General features: G+C 61.4%; 16 protein-coding genes. 4 read left to right on the top strand and 12 right to left on the bottom strand.

Annotated features, from left to right (window positions below):
- The first annotated feature begins 141 nt into the window (after window positions 1–141).
- Both RFN28_RS05410 and RFN28_RS05415 read left to right on the top strand, forming a co-directional pair.
- Entirely contained in the window at window positions 142–345 is a 204-nt protein-coding gene (locus RFN28_RS05410) for a heavy-metal-associated domain-containing protein (RefSeq protein ID WP_320286343.1), read from the top strand.
- A gap of 100 nt (window positions 346–445) precedes the next feature.
- On the top strand, window positions 446–2362 hold the full coding sequence (locus RFN28_RS05415; protein ID WP_320286344.1) for a multicopper oxidase domain-containing protein: 1917 nt from the start codon (window positions 446–448) through the stop codon (window positions 2360–2362).
- A gap of 1038 nt (window positions 2363–3400) precedes the next feature.
- Here RFN28_RS05415 and RFN28_RS05420 read toward each other — a convergent pair.
- The 9 genes from RFN28_RS05420 to RFN28_RS05460 form a co-directional block, all read right to left on the bottom strand.
- The gene (locus tag RFN28_RS05420; RefSeq protein ID WP_320286345.1) at window positions 3401–3835 is read right to left on the bottom strand and encodes an SPW repeat protein; all 435 of its coding nucleotides are present in this window, start codon (window positions 3833–3835) and stop codon (window positions 3401–3403) included.
- Window positions 3836–4029: 194 nt separating this feature from the next.
- Window positions 4030–4467, bottom strand: coding sequence for a rhodanese-like domain-containing protein (locus RFN28_RS05425; protein ID WP_320286346.1), 438 nt, complete (start codon window positions 4465–4467; stop codon window positions 4030–4032).
- Between the two features lie 105 nt (window positions 4468–4572).
- Complete coding sequence (locus RFN28_RS05430; RefSeq protein WP_320286347.1) at window positions 4573–5151, bottom strand: c-type cytochrome; 579 nt, start codon at window positions 5149–5151, stop codon at window positions 4573–4575.
- 287 nt (window positions 5152–5438) lie between these two features.
- Window positions 5439–6620, bottom strand: coding sequence for a methionine adenosyltransferase (locus RFN28_RS05435; RefSeq protein ID WP_320286348.1), 1182 nt, complete (start codon window positions 6618–6620; stop codon window positions 5439–5441).
- Window positions 6621–6685: 65 nt separating this feature from the next.
- The gene (locus tag RFN28_RS05440) at window positions 6686–7786 is read right to left on the bottom strand and encodes an ABC transporter permease (RefSeq protein ID WP_320286349.1); all 1101 of its coding nucleotides are present in this window, start codon (window positions 7784–7786) and stop codon (window positions 6686–6688) included.
- A complete protein-coding gene (locus tag RFN28_RS05445; protein WP_320286350.1) occupies window positions 7786–8877 on the bottom strand; it encodes an ABC transporter permease in 1092 nt (363 codons plus the stop codon). Before RFN28_RS05445 ends, RFN28_RS05440 begins: the two co-directional genes overlap by 1 nt.
- Entirely contained in the window at window positions 8874–10562 is a 1689-nt protein-coding gene (locus RFN28_RS05450; RefSeq protein ID WP_320286351.1) for an ATP-binding cassette domain-containing protein, read from the bottom strand. The genes RFN28_RS05445 and RFN28_RS05450 overlap by 4 nt, the downstream gene beginning before the upstream one ends.
- A gap of 9 nt (window positions 10563–10571) precedes the next feature.
- Window positions 10572–11504 (bottom strand): HlyD family secretion protein, encoded by a 933-nt coding sequence (locus RFN28_RS05455; protein WP_320286352.1) that lies wholly within the window; start codon window positions 11502–11504, stop codon window positions 10572–10574.
- Window positions 11505–11534: 30 nt separating this feature from the next.
- On the bottom strand, window positions 11535–11873 hold the full coding sequence (locus RFN28_RS05460) for a hypothetical protein (RefSeq protein WP_320286353.1): 339 nt from the start codon (window positions 11871–11873) through the stop codon (window positions 11535–11537).
- 257 nt (window positions 11874–12130) lie between these two features.
- Here RFN28_RS05460 and RFN28_RS05465 point away from each other — a divergent pair, with 257 nt between their 5' ends.
- Together RFN28_RS05465 and RFN28_RS34815 are read left to right on the top strand one after the other, a co-directional pair.
- Window positions 12131–12376: a hypothetical protein gene (locus tag RFN28_RS05465; RefSeq protein WP_320286354.1), complete on the top strand. Its 246-nt coding sequence runs from the start codon at window positions 12131–12133 to the stop codon at window positions 12374–12376.
- 101 nt (window positions 12377–12477) lie between these two features.
- Window positions 12478–12660, top strand: coding sequence for a YHS domain-containing protein (locus RFN28_RS34815; protein WP_430677306.1), 183 nt, complete (start codon window positions 12478–12480; stop codon window positions 12658–12660).
- A 244-nt stretch (window positions 12661–12904) separates the two neighbouring features.
- Here RFN28_RS34815 and RFN28_RS05470 read toward each other — a convergent pair whose 3' ends face one another.
- The 3 genes from RFN28_RS05470 to RFN28_RS05475 form a co-directional block, all read right to left on the bottom strand.
- On the bottom strand, window positions 12905–13369 hold the full coding sequence (locus RFN28_RS05470) for a c-type cytochrome (protein WP_320286355.1): 465 nt from the start codon (window positions 13367–13369) through the stop codon (window positions 12905–12907).
- A 137-nt stretch (window positions 13370–13506) separates the two neighbouring features.
- Window positions 13507–13812 carry a YHS domain-containing protein gene (locus tag RFN28_RS34820; RefSeq protein WP_430677326.1) on the bottom strand — a complete coding sequence of 102 codons (306 nt, stop codon included), beginning with the start codon at window positions 13810–13812 and terminating at the stop codon, window positions 13507–13509.
- Window positions 13813–14273: 461 nt separating this feature from the next.
- Window positions 14274–15875, bottom strand: a complete 1602-nt coding sequence (locus RFN28_RS05475; protein ID WP_320286356.1) for an ABC1 kinase family protein — start codon at window positions 15873–15875, stop codon at window positions 14274–14276.
- Window positions 15876–15889: the final 14 nt, after the last annotated feature.

Consider the following 15889-nt stretch of genomic DNA (forward strand, 5'->3'; position numbering starts at 1 on the left):
CAGTGATGGGAAGGTCAAGAGGGTTTTTCGTTGTTTCGCACGCGGGCCAGAAAAAGTGTCTTGCACAGCGAGACCCTCCCTTGACCTTCCAACGATGGGAAGCCCCATATTCCCTCCATCGGCAAACCAAGGAGAGCTATGATGCTGAAACTAAAAGTCCCGGAAATGAGCTGCGGCCATTGCGCTAGCACGATCGAAAAGGCAGTCAAAAGCATCGATCCAGCGGCCCGCGTGGTGATCGACCTGGGTTCATCGACCGTCGCTGTCAACTCAACTGCCGAGGAGAGTGCGATCCGTGAGGTCATCAAATCGGCGGGATACGATAACCAAAAGCTGGCAGCTTGACCTACCTAGCGGCCGACGACGGATCGCAATCGCGTCGGCCGCGTTCTCTCCATTAGTTCCGAAAGGCCACTTTCAGGAACTGACCAGGAAATGGAGAGCGGTGTTCATCCAACCGATCGATTACTTCCTCGCCGTTTGGTTTGTGCTTGCCGGCGCGTCGACGCTCTATGTCGGCTTTGACCAGTACCGAAACAATCCCGAGCCAGTGGTGATGAAGTGGGGCTTCATCCTGGTGACGCTCTACATGGGACCGCTCGGCCTGCTGCTCTATGTGCTTGCCGACAAGGAACCGCGCCCTGGCGAGCACGAGGCCTTCACCAGCCCGCTCTCGAAGCAGGGCGTCGGCTCGACCATCCATTGCGTCGCCGGCGATGCGACAGGCATCATCCTTGCCGCCGTCGTTACCGCCACGATCGGCCTGCCGATGTGGCTCGACCTCATCGTCGAATACCTCGCCGGCTTTGCCTTCGGCCTGTTCATTTTCCAGTCGCTGTTCATGAAATCGATGATGGGCGGCAGCTATTGGGACAATGTGAAGAAGAGCTTCCTGCCCGAATTCATCTCCATGAACTTCATGATGGCCGGGATGGCGCCGGTCATGAGCTTCCTGATGATGGGCCGCGACATGCGCGCCATGGAGCCGACCGAGCTCTTGTTCTGGGGCGTGATGTCGCTCGGCGTCATTGCCGGCTTCACGCTGGCCTATCCCGCCAATGTCTGGCTGGTTGCGCGCGGGCTGAAGCATGGCCTGATGACCGAGCGTGCAGTGGAGGCCGTGGCAGCCCGTCGTGCTCCTGCCAGCGAGCAGCATGCGCGGATGCAGATGCAGCAGGCGGACGCGGGCGGCCATGGCCATCACGAACACGGCTCGGCCGCTCACGTGGGCAATCGCAGTGCCGGCCATCGCATGCGCTCGGACGCAACCACGCCGCAGATCGCGGCGCTCGGCGCGGTGTCGGCGCTGGCGCTGGCGATCGGCATGGTGGCCCCTGCCAACTGGCTGAATCTCAGGCTATCGGCCCGCGATGTCGGCGGAGTGATCATGCCGCGCGGCATGATCATGGACCGCGACACGTCGGCCGACACCATGCGCGACATGGCAGCGGCCGATCCGCGCCTGGTGACCGCCTCCTACAGCCTCGCGGCCAAGGGCGACCGGGAACTGCCGTTCCGCATGGAAAACGGCGTCAAGGTGTTCGAGCTCAGGCCCTCGGTAATCCGCTGGCAAATCCTGCCGGACGTGACGGTCGAGGCCTATGCCTATAACGGCCAGATACCTGGCCCGCGAATCCACATCCGCCAGGGCGACCGCATCCGCATCAATGTCACCAACGGCCTGCCCGAGAAAACCACAGTGCACTGGCACGGCCTGATCCTTCCCAACCAGATGGACGGGCCGGCCGAGATCACGCAGGCGCCGATCGAGCCCGGGCAGACCTATTCCTACGAATTCACGGCCACCCAGCACGGCACCTATTTTTATCATCCGCACGCCAAGCCCGACCGAACCCAGGCGCTCGGCCTCTATGGCGCGCTGATCATCGATCCCGCCAATCCAGCCGACGAGGTCGCCGCCGACCATGACTACGTCATCGAGCTGCAGGAATGGCTGGTGCGTGAAGGGCTGACCTATCCTTCCATGCCGATGGACGGCGGCATGCCGAACTTCTTCACCATCAACGGCAAGGCCTATCCCTCGACCGAGACGATCCGCATGAAGGTCGGCGAGACCCTGAAGGTCCGCTTCATCGGCACCAACAACGGCTTCATCCACCCGATGCATATCCATGGCGGGCCGTTCGAGGTCGTCGCGCGCGACGGCGAGACGGTTGCCCCTTCGGCCCGCTTCCTTGCCGACACCATCAATGTCGGACCGGGCCAGCGCTATGACGTCATCTGGAAGGCGCAGCGTCCCGGCAAGTGGCTGATCCACTGTCACATTCCGCATCACACGACGAACAACAATGTCGAGGAGAAGGGCGGCGGCGGACTGATGGTGGTCATCGACGCAAGTTGAGAAGTCTATCCCAATTCTCAGGTGGCTGGCTGTTGGCGGCCCGCAAGGCTCCCGTCTAGCAATGGCTCTTTCGGCTCTCTCAGCTGCTGCTCGGCTGGCCGCCAGATCATCCGGTGCGGATCCTCGACCAAACCATCCGAAGGTTTGCCAGCAAAGGGCAAAGGAATGAGTCGCTCAAGAGCTCCGTTTAAGGAGGATGTCTCACACACAATAACCCGGCCCGATCTACGAACCCGGAGAGGTGGCCGATCAAACCGATCAGAGATACCGAGCACTTCGGATATTTGATTTGGCTCAAAGAAAGTACCGTTGAACGCGATATTGCTTTGGCCGCATCGCATTTCTGATCTCAGACCTGGCGGCGCAGGAACGACTTTAGAAGCAACTGCAACCGGACTATGAGGGGTAAGAACATGAGAACCGACAGAACAGCTGTGAGCCGGGGCACCCTATCACCGAGCCATGCTGCAAGGGCGTCGGGCTGGACCGGTCCCAAGCGAAGCATCCCTGCCCTGCTATTGCTGACGGCAGCACTGGCTGTTTCTGCGTGTCAGCAGTTGCCAGCCGACCATTGGGCAGGCCGACCCTGCACAGCAAAGGACCGTGAAGCGGGCAAGTGTTATCCTTCCGCCGTGGAAATACCTCGGCGCTAGGTTAGCTTCCTTGTCACCGGAGTGGCTATTTCGCGAGGTACTTCACAAGAGCGGCGATGGCGAGAACCACCAATACTGCAATCAGTAGCATCCATACGCTGCCGAACCACATTCCGGTTCCATTCATCATCGAATTTCTCCTTGAGATCGCAACAACCGCTCGGTCGTGCTCGGGGACGGCGGGCGGACTGCAGCGTCAGATTCCAACAATGTGCCGCGCTCGCCCTTGATGATTTGCCAGGGCATCGTCGAGCTTGCCAACCGCGGCAGGCTTGCCTGTTGCTTCGGCGAACTCGATTGCGGAGTGGATCAGACCGTATTCTGGCAGACAGGCCAAATGCGACACGCGGGCCGATCTGCCGACGCAACAACGGGCCGAGTAGCATCAATATTGATCCAGCCGGTCGCGTCTGCTTCGCGATTGCCGGTTGTGCGGCCTTGCGCCCGACATGAGCACTCCACCGCCTTCAGTTGGCTTTCCTCTGCCCAGAAAACCTATCACCAGGGTGAGAACCCCAACAAGAATCGCATTCAAGGTCAGAATCAAGTCGCTGCTGAAGCCGAAAACCCATGGCGAAATGACAAGCCATACGGCCAAGACAGCGTTCACTCGGTCTGCCGAAGCCGCCGAGACCGTCTGTGGCGCCATGGACGTCACCATCATGGCAAGACCCACGAGAAGGAAGTTCCACAAAGCGCTGCTGCCGATCTTAAGCGGAGATGGCCCCATGGCGAGGTGCACAAGAACCCAGGGGGAAATCAAAATCCAGAGGGCAATCATCGCCCTTAGAAAGGCCCTCCTCCACGATTTCTTCTCCACATCGACCTTCCCGTGCTGGTAACCAGAACTGTGGAAGGCAAGTAGAGTCCCATTAGGGATTTACGTCCTTGACGGAAATCAAATGAGAATGGCCTTGGATGCGGGGGCTGCCCCGTTGTTCGGCTTCGCAGATCACAATGCCATACCGATCCTGCCGATCCCCCAAACCAGGCAGGCCAATCGGCGCGCCGCGTTCAATGCTCCACGAGAGCATGTCCAGAAGCCTGCCAAGCGATCATCCCGCCCGATAGATGGCTCACATGCAGATAGCCGAGTTTCGACAGCTGCTTCGCGGCGATCTCGCTCATGCGACCACTGCGGCAGTACAGCACGATCTTCGCATTCTTATCGGCGGGAAGCTTGTCAAGATTCCGATCGATCTTGTCGTAGGGGATAAAGGCGTCCGTTCCCTTGATCTGCCCTTCATAGGGAATATGGACGTTCACAAAGAAGAAATCCTTGCGCGGCAGCATCTGGCTCAACTGCTCGCTCGTGATGGTTTGAAACCCCGGACTGTTTTGCTCTGCCGCGACTGCCGCTGGGTACCTGAAGCCGACAGTCCCATCCAGGTGCGAGGGCCCAAGCGTGATCTGTGTTGCTACCGTGGTCGGTGCCAGCAAGAAAACCGTCAATCGCCTGCTCCGCATAGCTGCCTCCAGTGGTTCGGTGGAACGTAAGTAGGGCCAGCCAAGCCGCTCGCAAGCTGCTTTTCCTCCTGCGTTCGCACGAGCGGCTTTCTATTGCGGCGACTGGTCGTCGTTCATCTTCATTGCGCCGCCTTGCTTCATCTGGTTCATTTCATGACCGCCTTCCGTGTCTGAATGAATCAGCTTCTTGATCTTGGGCGGAATGTCGGCCTCCGAGAACTTCTTTTGCTCATCGGCGTCGTGGACGAAGGCAATTATGTCGGCCAGCTCCTGCCCGGTAAATTCAATCTGCTCGCCCAGTTCCTGTTTTTGCATCTCGATCATCGCTGGAGCGCCGGCCCACATCCGCGCCGTGAACTCAAACGGATTCATCATTGGCGGCATTGTCGATGCATCCAATGCGGGCGCGTCCTCGCCGCCGATGCCGTTAATGGAATGACAGACGACGCACCCTTTTTCGGCAAAGAGCTTGCGACCGTTGGATGGATTCATAGTGGGCACTATCAACCCGGGGCTCATCATCCGGTGTGGCATGTGTCCGTCTTGCATCATGGACGAGCCTTGCATCATCGACGAGCCTTGAGGCATGTCGTCTGCAGCGACCGGCGAAACCAGGCTGAGGGCTCCACATATCATCCCTGCTTGCAGCCCTCTGAGCCTTGGCCTCATATCAGCCTCCCTGCCTGTCGAACAGCTCCCCTAGCGATAGGACTACACTGCACAGGTGTGTGCCTTGACTTGCATCAATGCCGCCTCGGTCGTGGCGCCGATCTGTGCCGCATTCGACCTCAACCGCTGCTGTCGGTCGCAAGTCACCTGCCCGACGCTCGATACGGACATCGATCCGATCTTGTATGGCTTCCGGCCCGGCCGGTGCATCCATGACGCGCTCTCGAGGGTGCATCATGGGCTAAACCCGACATCGGCCGGTCCCTCATGAGACCAGCCATAGTCGCTCAAAAAGCGGGTGTCTCGCCAGTAACGAACCCCTCGACGAGTGCGGGAATCCTGTTGAGGCAATCTGCGGTGATGTCTTCCACTCGCCGGCGGATTTCGGCTAGGGGCTTCCCGTCCCGGGTGGCGACTTTCACCTGCACGACCGCCGGCTGGGTTATCGGCGCGCCGATCCGGCTCACCAGCAGACACTCGGCAGCCGCAATCTCCGGAGTTTCAGCGACGATCGCCGCCGCGGCGTCCCGTGCAAGCGCGTTGTAAATCTTCCCGACATGAGACACCGGGTTCTTGCCCGCGGCCGCTTCGAGGCTCATCGGCCGGCCAGGCGTGATCAGGCCGTTGACCCGGTTGCCGCGGCCCACCTGGCCGTCATCGCCGGCCTCGGCCGACGTGCCCGTCACCGTAAGATAGACCGCGCTCGGGGATGACCCGTCCGCGATGTTGACGCCGATCGCGCGGTCGGCAAAACCATGTTGCTCTGCAAGTTCCTCCACGAGCTTTTGGAGCGTCAATTTCTCCGCGAAATAGTCCTCGATGTTGGCGACATGGCGTCCGATCATGGCACATGCGACCGTCAGCCGGACCGAGCCGCCGCGCCGGATACCCATGACCTTCACATCCTCGCCCCATGCCGGGCTTTCGCGAGCGCGATCTCTTCCGTTGATCCGTCGCTCCGCCGCGAGCACCAGCTGTTCGAGCGCGCTGAGCGGCGCATAACCGACCCCGATCGAAGTATCGTTGGCCAGAGGCACTTGGCTCGCACGGGCAAACAGCTCCCGCAGGTCCTGGGAGCCTGGTTGAGTTAGCACGTGAAGCCGGACGTCTTGTTCCGGCTCCAGCGCATGCAGGTTGGCGCGCAGCCAGGATCGCGATCCTTTGATCGCAATGTCTTCGACCGGAATGCGTTCGTCACCGATCCGCATCGTAGCCCTGCCCGCCAGATAAATGTTTATCGGGGCGATCATGGACCCACCACCGAACGAAGGAGCGGAGCGGCCGCCGCTCAAAAGCGCCTTGTCGACATTGTGATGGAGGATATGACCGAACCGCCTGGAATATTCCCGGCACAGGTTGCGCGAAAAGTTCTCGGCAAGCGCATCGCAAATGGTGTCTGGATGGCCCAGCCCTTTGCGCTCGACGACTTCGACGAAATCATCGCGAGCGGTAAGCTCCGAGAGGATCACCAAAGGAGCCGGCAAGGTTGCAGAATTCGACATTGTCACTCCCGGTGAACTGCGTGAGCTGACCCTTATCTTCGCGCGAAGCGCAGCCAGGCGAGTCCGTAAAGGACCGTGCCAAGCCCTGCGAGGATGGCGGCTTGTGGCCAAAGTTCTGCGATCCCGGAACCCTTGAGGAAGATACCCAAGGTCACGTCAAGATAGTGGCGCAGCGGGCTGACGAGGGAGAGCGTGCGCAGGAATGGCGGCATGCTGTCGATTGGGACCAGCGTGCCGGAGAGGAACACGACCGAGAAGAGCCAAAGAAACGACAGAAGCAAGGCCTGCTGGAGAGTCCGGGTGATGGTGCCCAGGAGCACGCCAAGCGCGATCGCGCTGATCAGGAAAAGCGCGGTAAGCGCAAGAAAAAGCAGAAGGCTGCCTCGCAGCGGCACGCCGAACCAATAGGCGACCAGAAGGGAGGGGAAAACCGCAATGAGGCCTGTCGCGAGCGTCGGCAGCGTCTTCGCCAGGAACAGCTCGCCGGTGCGGATCGGGGTAAGCATCAGCTGCTCGATCGTGCCGGCTTCCTTCTCGCGGACGATCGAGGCCGCCGGTTGCAGAAGTCCGACCATCATCGCCGCCGTGGCGATCATGGACAGCACCATGAACGAAGTGAAGGTCAGGCTCGGATTGAACCAGACGCGAACCACAGGATGCGCCATAGCCTGTCCAGCACTTCCCGCAGGCGCCTTTTCCGCCTGGAAGATCTGGACGATACGCAGCACGTAGCCGCGTGCAATCAGCGCTGTGTTCGAATTTGTGCCGTCGATCAGCACCTGCAGCTTGGCCGGCGGCGCGACGGCGAGGTCATGGGCGAAGCCAGGAGGGATTATGACGGCGGCGATCGCCTTGCCGGACTGCAGCCATTCGGCAGCTTCGCGCTCCGAAGCCGGATGTCCGGCAGGAATGAATTCGGGCGTGGCGAAGAAGCGCTTGTCGAGGTCGCGACTCGTGTAGGTGCCATCCTCGTCGACGACGGCAAGCGAGACGTTCTTCACGTCGTACGACAGGGCCAATGTGCACATGGCGCTGTCGATGACGTAAAGGAACATGATCAGAGCAAGCACCACGCGATCGCGGAAGAACTGGATCGATTCCTTCAGGAGCAGGCTTCCGAAACGGCTGAGCATCAGGCCACCTTCTTGCGGAAGCGCCAGACCGCCGCAGCGAACACGGCCGCCGAATAGATGACGATCAGGACGATGTTGACCCAAACGTCGCCGAGGCCGGCGCCGCGCAGGGTCACGTCGCGCGCCACGTCGATGAAATAGCGGGCCGGAAAGCTGGAGGCGTAGAGCTGCAATGCGTAGGGCATGGTGAAAACCGGAAAGATGAAGCCGGAGAAGAGAGCGGACGGCATCAACGTGACCACCAGCGCGAGCAGCATCGCCGCGACCTGAGTCCGAACGATCGTTGAGACGAACAGCCCGAGCCCGACCGTGGTGAAGACGTAGACCAGGGCGGCTCCGGTGAGGAGAACGATGTTTCCCCTGAATGGTACCTCGAACCACAGGAACCCGATCGCCATGACCATCAGGAATTCGACGAAAGCAATGGCACCATAAGGCATCAGCTTGCCGGCGAGGAATTCCGCTGAAGTAAGTGGCGAAGCGAAAATCTGCTCGATCGATCGGGACTCCTTCTCGCGCACGACAGCGAGCGCCGTGAGCAAGGGCGGGAAGGCCATCATGATCACGCCGAGCAAACCGGGAATGACATAGTTGGCGCTTCTCAGCGAGGGGTTGTACCAGACGCGGACCTCCGGCTCGATGCTGCTAACGGTGCCATTCCTGAAGCTGGCGATGATGGCGTCCGCGTAACCGACGATGATCTGCGCCACGTTCGAATAGGTGCCGTCAACCAGCACCTGCACCGGAACCGCCTCGCCGCGGCTCATGCGGCTCTCGAAGCTGTTAGGGATCACCACTGCCATGCGGATGTCACCGTGCAGGAGCATCGGTTCGATGTTCGATTTGTCCAGTTCGGCCGCTCGGACGAAATAGCCGCTGCGTGCAAAGCTGTCGGCGAGTTCCCGGCTTGCCGTCGTGCGGTCGAGGTCCCAGACGCCGTAGCGGATGTCCTTGACGTCGAGCGAGACGGCATAGCCGAACAGGAAGAGCATGATCAACGGCATCAGCAGCGCGACTGCGATCGTGACGGGATCGCGGCTGAGCTCGATCGTCTCTTTCTTGAGGACGGCGATGATGCCGCGAGCGTTCATGGCGCCACCCTCTCCTGCTTCTTCTGCTCGCGCTCCACGTAGGCAAGGAATATTTCCTCGGGATTGGCGGCGGTCCCTTCCGGCAGGCCGGCGCGGAGCTCTGCAAGCGTGCCGAGGCCAATCAGCCGGCCCGCAAGCATCATGCCGAGCCGGTCACAATATCCCGCTTCCTCGAGATAGTGGGTCGTCACGAAGACGGTGACGCCGGCCTTGGCGAGGGCGCGGATCAATTCCCAGAACCGATGCCGCGACACCGGGTCCACGCCGGAGGTGGGTTCGTCGAGGAAAAGCACCGGAGGACGGTGCATGACACTGCAGGCGAGAGCGACGCGCTGCCGGATCGCTCCAGACGCGTCCCTGAGCAGGACCGCGTCGAGCCCATCGAGCCCTGCCATCGATACGGCCCATTCGATCGCGTCGGCACGAGCGCTGCCTTTCAGGCCGTAGACGCCAGCGAAAAAGGCAAGGTTCTCGCCGACGGTCAGGTCGGGATAGAGCGAGAACAGCTGTGAAACGTAACCGATGTAAGGGCGTAAGGCGCGCGGCTTGCGGCGCACGTCGATGCCGGCGACTTCGACGCGGCCAGCCAGGGGTTCCTGGAGTCCGCAAAGGACTCGGATGAAGGTTGTCTTGCCGGCACCGTTGGGGCCGAGAAAACCGAATATCTCGCCGGCATCGATGGACAGGGAGACGTTATCGACGGCGGTGAATGACCCGAAGCGGCAGGTCACGCCCTCCGCGCGGATGGCCGTCTTTGCAGGCGTCCGGATTGGCGTGATGCCAACCGGCGAGGTTTGCGCTCCGTTTTCGCGCTCGAGCATCGCGAAGACGTCCTCCAGCGATGGAGGAACGCGCGAGAACGACGGAATCTCGATCCCAGAGCCGGGTTCCGTCCGGGCCACGACCGCCCGCAGGCGATCGGGAAGCCGTTTCAGGCTGCGCAGGGCAGGCAGGGCGCGTAGCTTCGCCTCCGCCCCGGCAAGGTCAGCTCCAGAAATCTCGTAGACGTCGGCCGATGCGCCGGCCCGGAGCTCGGCGGGCGTGCCAACCGCCAGCGACCGGCCGCGCTCGAGGAACAGGACCCTGTCGCAGCGATCGGCCTCGTCCATGTAGGAGGTCGCCACCACGATCGTCGTGCCAGCGCGCCGGAACTCCTCCAGAAGCTTCCAGAACTCGCGCCGCGACACAGGATCGACTCCGAGGCTCGGCTCATCGAGCAAGAGGAGCGGCGGCTGGTGGACCAGGTTGGCGCAGAGCGCGAGCTTCTTCTTCATCCCGCCAGAAAGCCGGCCGGCCTGTCGATCGCTGAACGGCGCCAGTCCGGTCATGGCGAGCAGCCGTTCGCGGCGCTCGCCCCATGCGGCGGCGGGGACGTTGCGGATGCTTGCCGCGAATTCGAGGTTCTCGTCGACAGTTAGCCGCTGGTAGAGCGAGAAGCCCTGAGGCATGTAGCCGATCGCCGACACGATCTTGTGCGCCTCTCGGACGCTGTCGAAGCCAAGCACCCGGCAGCTTCCCTCGGTCGGGTCGAGAATGGCCGAAAGCATCTGCAGGAGCGTCGTCTTGCCGGCTCCGTCCGGCCCAACCACGCCGAACAGCTCGCCTTCGGCGACCGTGAAGCTCAGATCCGCGAGCGCGCGTGTCCGGCCGAGCCGGCGACCGAGGCGGGTTGCGTCGATGATCACGTCAGGCACTCAACGCGGAACGGCAAGGCGATCCGGCCATGTCGCCGCCTCATCCCACTTGATCCAGGCATCGGCCGGCATTCCGGGTTTCAGCTCTCCGCGCGGATTGTCGACGGCTAGCGTGATCCCGAACACCGTCTGCACCCGCTCGTCGGGCATGTGAATGTCGCGCGGCGTAAACTGCGCGGTTTCGTCGACCCGCGTCACCGCTGCCGTTGCGAAGTGATCAGGAAAGGCGTCGGTGACGACCCGCGCCGGTACGCCAAGCTTGATTTTCGCCAGATCCCGCTCAGGCACGAATAGCTTCAGCTCGAGACGGGAGAGGTCAGCCATTACGGCAAGGCTTTGACCCGGCGCCACGACCTCGCCAAGCTCGCTCGCCTTGACAAGAATCGTACCGGCGGCAGGAGCCGTGATCCTGGTCCTTCCAACCTGATCCTCAAGGACGGCAACTCCCTTGTCGGCGGCCGTCACCTGCGCCTCGGCTTCGCTCAGGGTGGCCTCCAGCGCCGTAACCTGGCCCTGCGCTTCCTGAAACGCATTCTCCGCTTGCTCAAGACGTTGCCGTGAAACCGTATCGTTGGCCGCCAAGCTTCGATAACGCTCGACATCGGCCTTTGCGGTCTCGGCATGATGATGCGCCACTTCGAGTTGCGCCCTTGCCTTCGCAAGCGCTCGCGCGACAGTTTCTCGTTCAGCCCTGCTTTGTGCGAGGCGCAGGCTCAACTCGGTGTCGTCGATGCGAACCAGCAGGTCGCCCGCCGAAACTGGCAAGCCCTCGACCAGGCGGCTCTCTGCCACGCGACCGGCAATCTCGCTGCCGATCCTCACCTCGGTCGCCTCGATGCGCCCGTTCCCGTAAACGAGTCCTGCCGTGAGCGCAGATGGCTGCAGGTACGCATAGAGCGCGTAGGACCCGACTGCCAGGACGACGAGGGTCACAAGGCTCCAAAGCCAACTTTTCTTCATGATCTATCTTTGCCCCGGCCCTGAGTTGTCCTGTCTGCCGGCCCGCGCCGGCCAACCGTTATTTTCCTTTTGCTTGCTGCTGTCCCGACGTCGACCGGAAGCGCCCGGCCGCGGCTCGAACCCGGCATATGCCGCCACCGCGATCGCCGCTGGGCAGGCGAGCAGCAGGACGACGATCAGTGCCGTCCACCATGAGATGCCGAACAAGAGCAGGATTGCACCGCTCAGCGCCAGCATCACCGGCAGGCACGCCCAAGCCAGACGATATGATGTGGGTGGCTGCTTTCCGGCTTCCGGCTCGTGCCCAAGACCTGGAGAGTTTTGAAGCGGCTTCGTGTTCATTTTGCTGCTCCCGCTGGCGTCCGTCATGATCTGCTGTTCGGGGGGAGAGGCTTTGACGCAGGTCAATCGCAGGCTCGAAGAACCGGTGATGACATCGACGCATCACGAGAATCGCAAATCCTGCATTTCCAAATGGCGCCGCAGGATAGCGCCGTCCATTCCCGCCTCTGTCGTGTTCGGTCGGAAGCCGCCAGGTTGGCGCTTGCCCGCATTGCCGCGCGCCGCTCAGTGATCGCATCCGCGATCGGGAATACCTGGTGCCGTTGATCCGCGCGGACTACGAACGCTGCCATCCCGACGAGGCCCTTGAGGACATCAAGCGTCGGGCTCAGCTTTCGAAGTACGACAAAGGGCTGTTGCGAAGACTGGATGGCGTCGCGGCGGTGCGCGCAACATCCGCCAACAAAACAGCGGCGGCGGATCTCGTCATCCCAACAGCGCGAGTTGTAGCAGGCGATGGATACGAAGTCCCCATCGCAATGGTCGCTCGGAACACCGTTTAACCGAGATCAAAGAACCGAACCTAAATCAGCACTACAGGTGGTGCCGTCCTATATCCTGGCGGAACAGGGAACTGAGTTGAAACTGAAAGGAGTTCACCGCGATGCGAGTTACCGATCCCGTTTGCGGAATGCAGATTGACAGCACGGAAGCTGCGGCAACCGAAACCTTCCAGGGACGGAGATACTATTTTTGTTCTGCATCTTGTCGTGACAGGTTTCGGGCCAGTCCCGAACGCTACATCGGCAATGAAGGCGCGGTTGGTCACAGCCGCGGTTGCTGCTGAGAATGTTCACGCCGGCCCGCGTTGCAGTTCGGCGAAGCGGCAACGCCCCGGCGAATCAATCGCAGGCGCTCGACCGGTGCGACTTCATCGAGCGTGTCCGGTCGCTGCCCGCGTTTCGTTTCGGCTGAACACCACCTCTCATATTCCAGAAACAGCATCGCCGGTCAAAAAAGGGACCACCCTTGATCGGCGAGCCGCAAGACCAATTCCCTGAAGGATCAGCATCTGATGGTCTTAGATCGCCTCACATCGTGTGCGGCATATATCTGATGCCGTTCGCGAGCTGGAGTTCACGCACATATTGAACAATTGCGGCAACATCTTCTTCCGAGACCTGCGGCTGCGGCGGCATGTTTCCGTAAGGCCAGTGATGTTGCCGAACCCCGAATTTGGCGGCGAGAAAAAAGGCGTCGTCCGAATGATGTCCCGGATTGTAGATTTCGTTGATGAACGGCGGCCCTTTTTCGGTACCAGATGCATTGACACCGTGGCAGGCGGCACAAACCTTGTCGAAAGCCGCCTTGCCCCTGAACGCCGTGGGCGAAAATTGCGGCACCTGGACAGCGACCGTGGTTGCGTGGACCGGCGGCCGTGGGCCAGTGTTTCGCCAGAACAGGACGCCAGCTCCGATCAGGACGGCCAAAACAGCATATTTTGTCAGATTGTTTCTCAAATCCATTGCGCGATCGATTTCCCCGTCCAGTTTCAAGACATCGACGCACTCATCCTGGACGTTTCCGCCCCTTCCGCCGCCGACAGCGACGCCCGCCGAGGGCGAGGTTCGTGACAGCGCAGGCGGATGGAGCCCGGCCAGGATAGCGCAATCGCCTGGCTAGTTTTCACTAATTAGCATCCGCCTCTGCGCCGCGGACGCTCCGGCGGCCCGCCCAGTTCGATGCCTGACGCCTTCCCAGCAAATTCGTTCGGAGCTGCTTCGAAACGGTCCCGATTGTCCTTGCTGGCGAAATAATAGACGCGACCCTGGTAAAGCGACGTGAGCGCCGAGCCGGTCCGCACGGCAGCACCGCTTACGGGATCAACGGCCGCTCCGACGGTCTGCGAGACCGCACCCGGTCGTCGATCCTGGTTCCAACCGTCACCATCTCCGTGACCATCATGGCCGTGGTGACCGCCGTAGCCACTATGCCGCATGTGGCCAAAACCGTGGCCGCCTCTGAAGACGAAGAAGACGACGCCCAAACCAATAAGGATCCAGAGCCAGTTCTGTGACCAAAAGTTCATTTGCATTGGCTCCAATTTGACACTCGGTCCGCTCACCAGCGGACATTGGGGTAGCTCCTAGCGCCGTTCTGAAGGGGAGCCGAAACAGTCGCCTTGAACCGCCGTCAAGGCGGCCCGGAACACCCTTTGTTCGGCGCCTCCTCGGCGAAAGAACGACAACCGGGGAACCGACTTGCAGCCGCACCCTTCCGCGTTTTGTGCATCAGGTCTTTGATGCGGATCAAGATGGCGAGCTGCGCCGCATCAAGAACGCGCTGCGATCGCAGAAGCCACAATGCCTTCACTCGGCGTTGGGTGTGCTCGGCGTGGCGTAGATACGGCGAAGCGTGATCGCCTACGGGATCACGAGGACCTGTCGGGCCGCGCGCGCATCAAAGCCTGCCCGAGCGCGCGATTCCACGGGCGATCCGAGAAGTAAACCAAAGCGCAAGGGCATAGGCGAACGCGGCCAGAAGCGGGAAGTCGCCGAAGATGCGCGGCCCGATGCTGTGCTGCATCAGAAGCGACCCAGCAATGTAGAGGCCCAGAGTGACGAGGCTGAGAGCCAGCCGATTGCTGCCGCGGTCTATGTGCTCATTGAGACCTTTGAGCTCACGGACGTTCAGGCTCAATCCCAGGCCGCCGCCTTCCTGGAGCAATTGCCGCGCAAATACCCTGGCCAGGGGCGGCAGGTCCTGTGCCGCGGTAAGCGCATCGAACTTCAGGCGGTCAAGCGTGCCCCTCCAGTCCGCCTGCTCCATAGCGGCCTTCAGCGCCTCGGCCCCCTTGCTCTGCAAAGTTTCAAGCAGCTGGAAGTCCGGGTCGAGAACGCGCACCGCGTTTTCGGCGAGGAACATTGCTCGCATGAGGATAAGGAGGTCGAGAGGCACGAAGACATTCTGTGCCTGGCCGAGCCGTGTCACCCGCAGGAAGGCTTCCGCGAGGGACCAGTCCTTGAGCGGCAGGCCGACGTGATCGGCGAGTATTTCCGCCAGTCCGCACCGGAACTCGCCCCGATCCATCTCGCCGCCCAGCACACCGAGGTCAATCGCCGCATCCAGGAGCCAGTCCGCGTCCTGGCGGATGAAGGCACTGGTGAAGGCGGCAAGCTTGCGGCGCGTGGCCCGGTCCAGAATTCCGATCAGTCCGAAATCGTGAAAGCAAATCCGTCCGTCCTTGGTGATGAAGAGATTGCCGGGATGCGGATCGCCGTGGAATGCGCCCAGGACAAAAATCTGATGCAGGTAGGCTTCAACGAAATTCCGCGCGAGGCGTGCCCCATCGGGTCTGACTGCCGGGTCGTCGATCCGCAGTCCGTCGCTCCGCTCCTGGACGATCACGGTCTCGCAGACGAAGCCGTCGATAACATCTGGAATCATGAGCGTGGGCCACCCGGCAAAGGCAGTCACGAAGCGTTTGATGTTTTGCGCTTCGCGGCGAAAGTCGATTTCCCTGGCGAGATTGCCCCTGATCTCGTTCAGGATGCGCAGGGGCTGGTAATGCCTCAGCCGCGGCACGAGCATGATGACAACGCGCGCCAGCCAGCAAAGGGCGCGCATGTCGCGGTCGATCTGGGCCTTGAGGCCAGCACGGCGAACTTTGACGATGACTTCTCTTCGGTCGTGGAGTCGCGCCGTATGAACCTGCGCGACGGAGGCGGCGGCTAGAGGTGTCTCGTCGAATTCGGCAAACAATTCGGCGATCGGACGGCCGAGCCCGATCTCGATCTCCTGTATCGCTTCGCGGGCAGGAAACGGCGAGACGCGATCCTGTAGGGACTGCAAGGCAAGGACATAGTCGTCGGACAACATGTCCCGGCGAATGCTGAGAGCCTGGCCAAGCTTGATGAATGTGGTCCCCAACCGTTCGAGGCCGAGGCGCAGCCGCTCGGGCGGCGGCGGTTTCGAGGGGAGCAAATGAATCCGCTGCAAGGCGTTCCCGAGAACAAATCTCAGGATCTCGAAGGCGATGCGAAGGACCCGAAGTAACGCCATTTCAACATATCAGA

The organism is Mesorhizobium album (genome assembly GCF_033977205.1).
GTDB lineage: Bacteria > Pseudomonadota > Alphaproteobacteria > Rhizobiales > Rhizobiaceae > Mesorhizobium > Mesorhizobium album.

Excerpts from the sequence above, each read along its gene's own strand:
- RFN28_RS05475 (WP_320286356.1), bottom strand. The coding sequence starts at position 15,875 with ATGGCGTTACTTCGGGTCCTTCGCATCGCCTTCGAGATCCTGAGATTT.
- RFN28_RS05440 (WP_320286349.1), bottom strand. The coding sequence starts at position 7,786 with ATGCTCAGCCGTTTCGGAAGCCTGCTCCTGAAGGAATCGATCCAGTTC.
- RFN28_RS05445 (WP_320286350.1), bottom strand. The coding sequence starts at position 8,877 with ATGAACGCTCGCGGCATCATCGCCGTCCTCAAGAAAGAGACGATCGAG.
- RFN28_RS05460 (WP_320286353.1), bottom strand. The coding sequence starts at position 11,873 with ATGAACACGAAGCCGCTTCAAAACTCTCCAGGTCTTGGGCACGAGCCG.
- RFN28_RS05410 (WP_320286343.1), top strand. The coding sequence starts at position 142 with ATGCTGAAACTAAAAGTCCCGGAAATGAGCTGCGGCCATTGCGCTAGC.
- RFN28_RS05430 (WP_320286347.1), bottom strand. The coding sequence starts at position 5,151 with ATGAGGCCAAGGCTCAGAGGGCTGCAAGCAGGGATGATATGTGGAGCC.
- RFN28_RS34815 (WP_430677306.1), top strand. The coding sequence starts at position 12,478 with ATGCGAGTTACCGATCCCGTTTGCGGAATGCAGATTGACAGCACGGAA.
- RFN28_RS34820 (WP_430677326.1), bottom strand. The coding sequence starts at position 13,812 with ATGCGGCATAGTGGCTACGGCGGTCACCACGGCCATGATGGTCACGGA.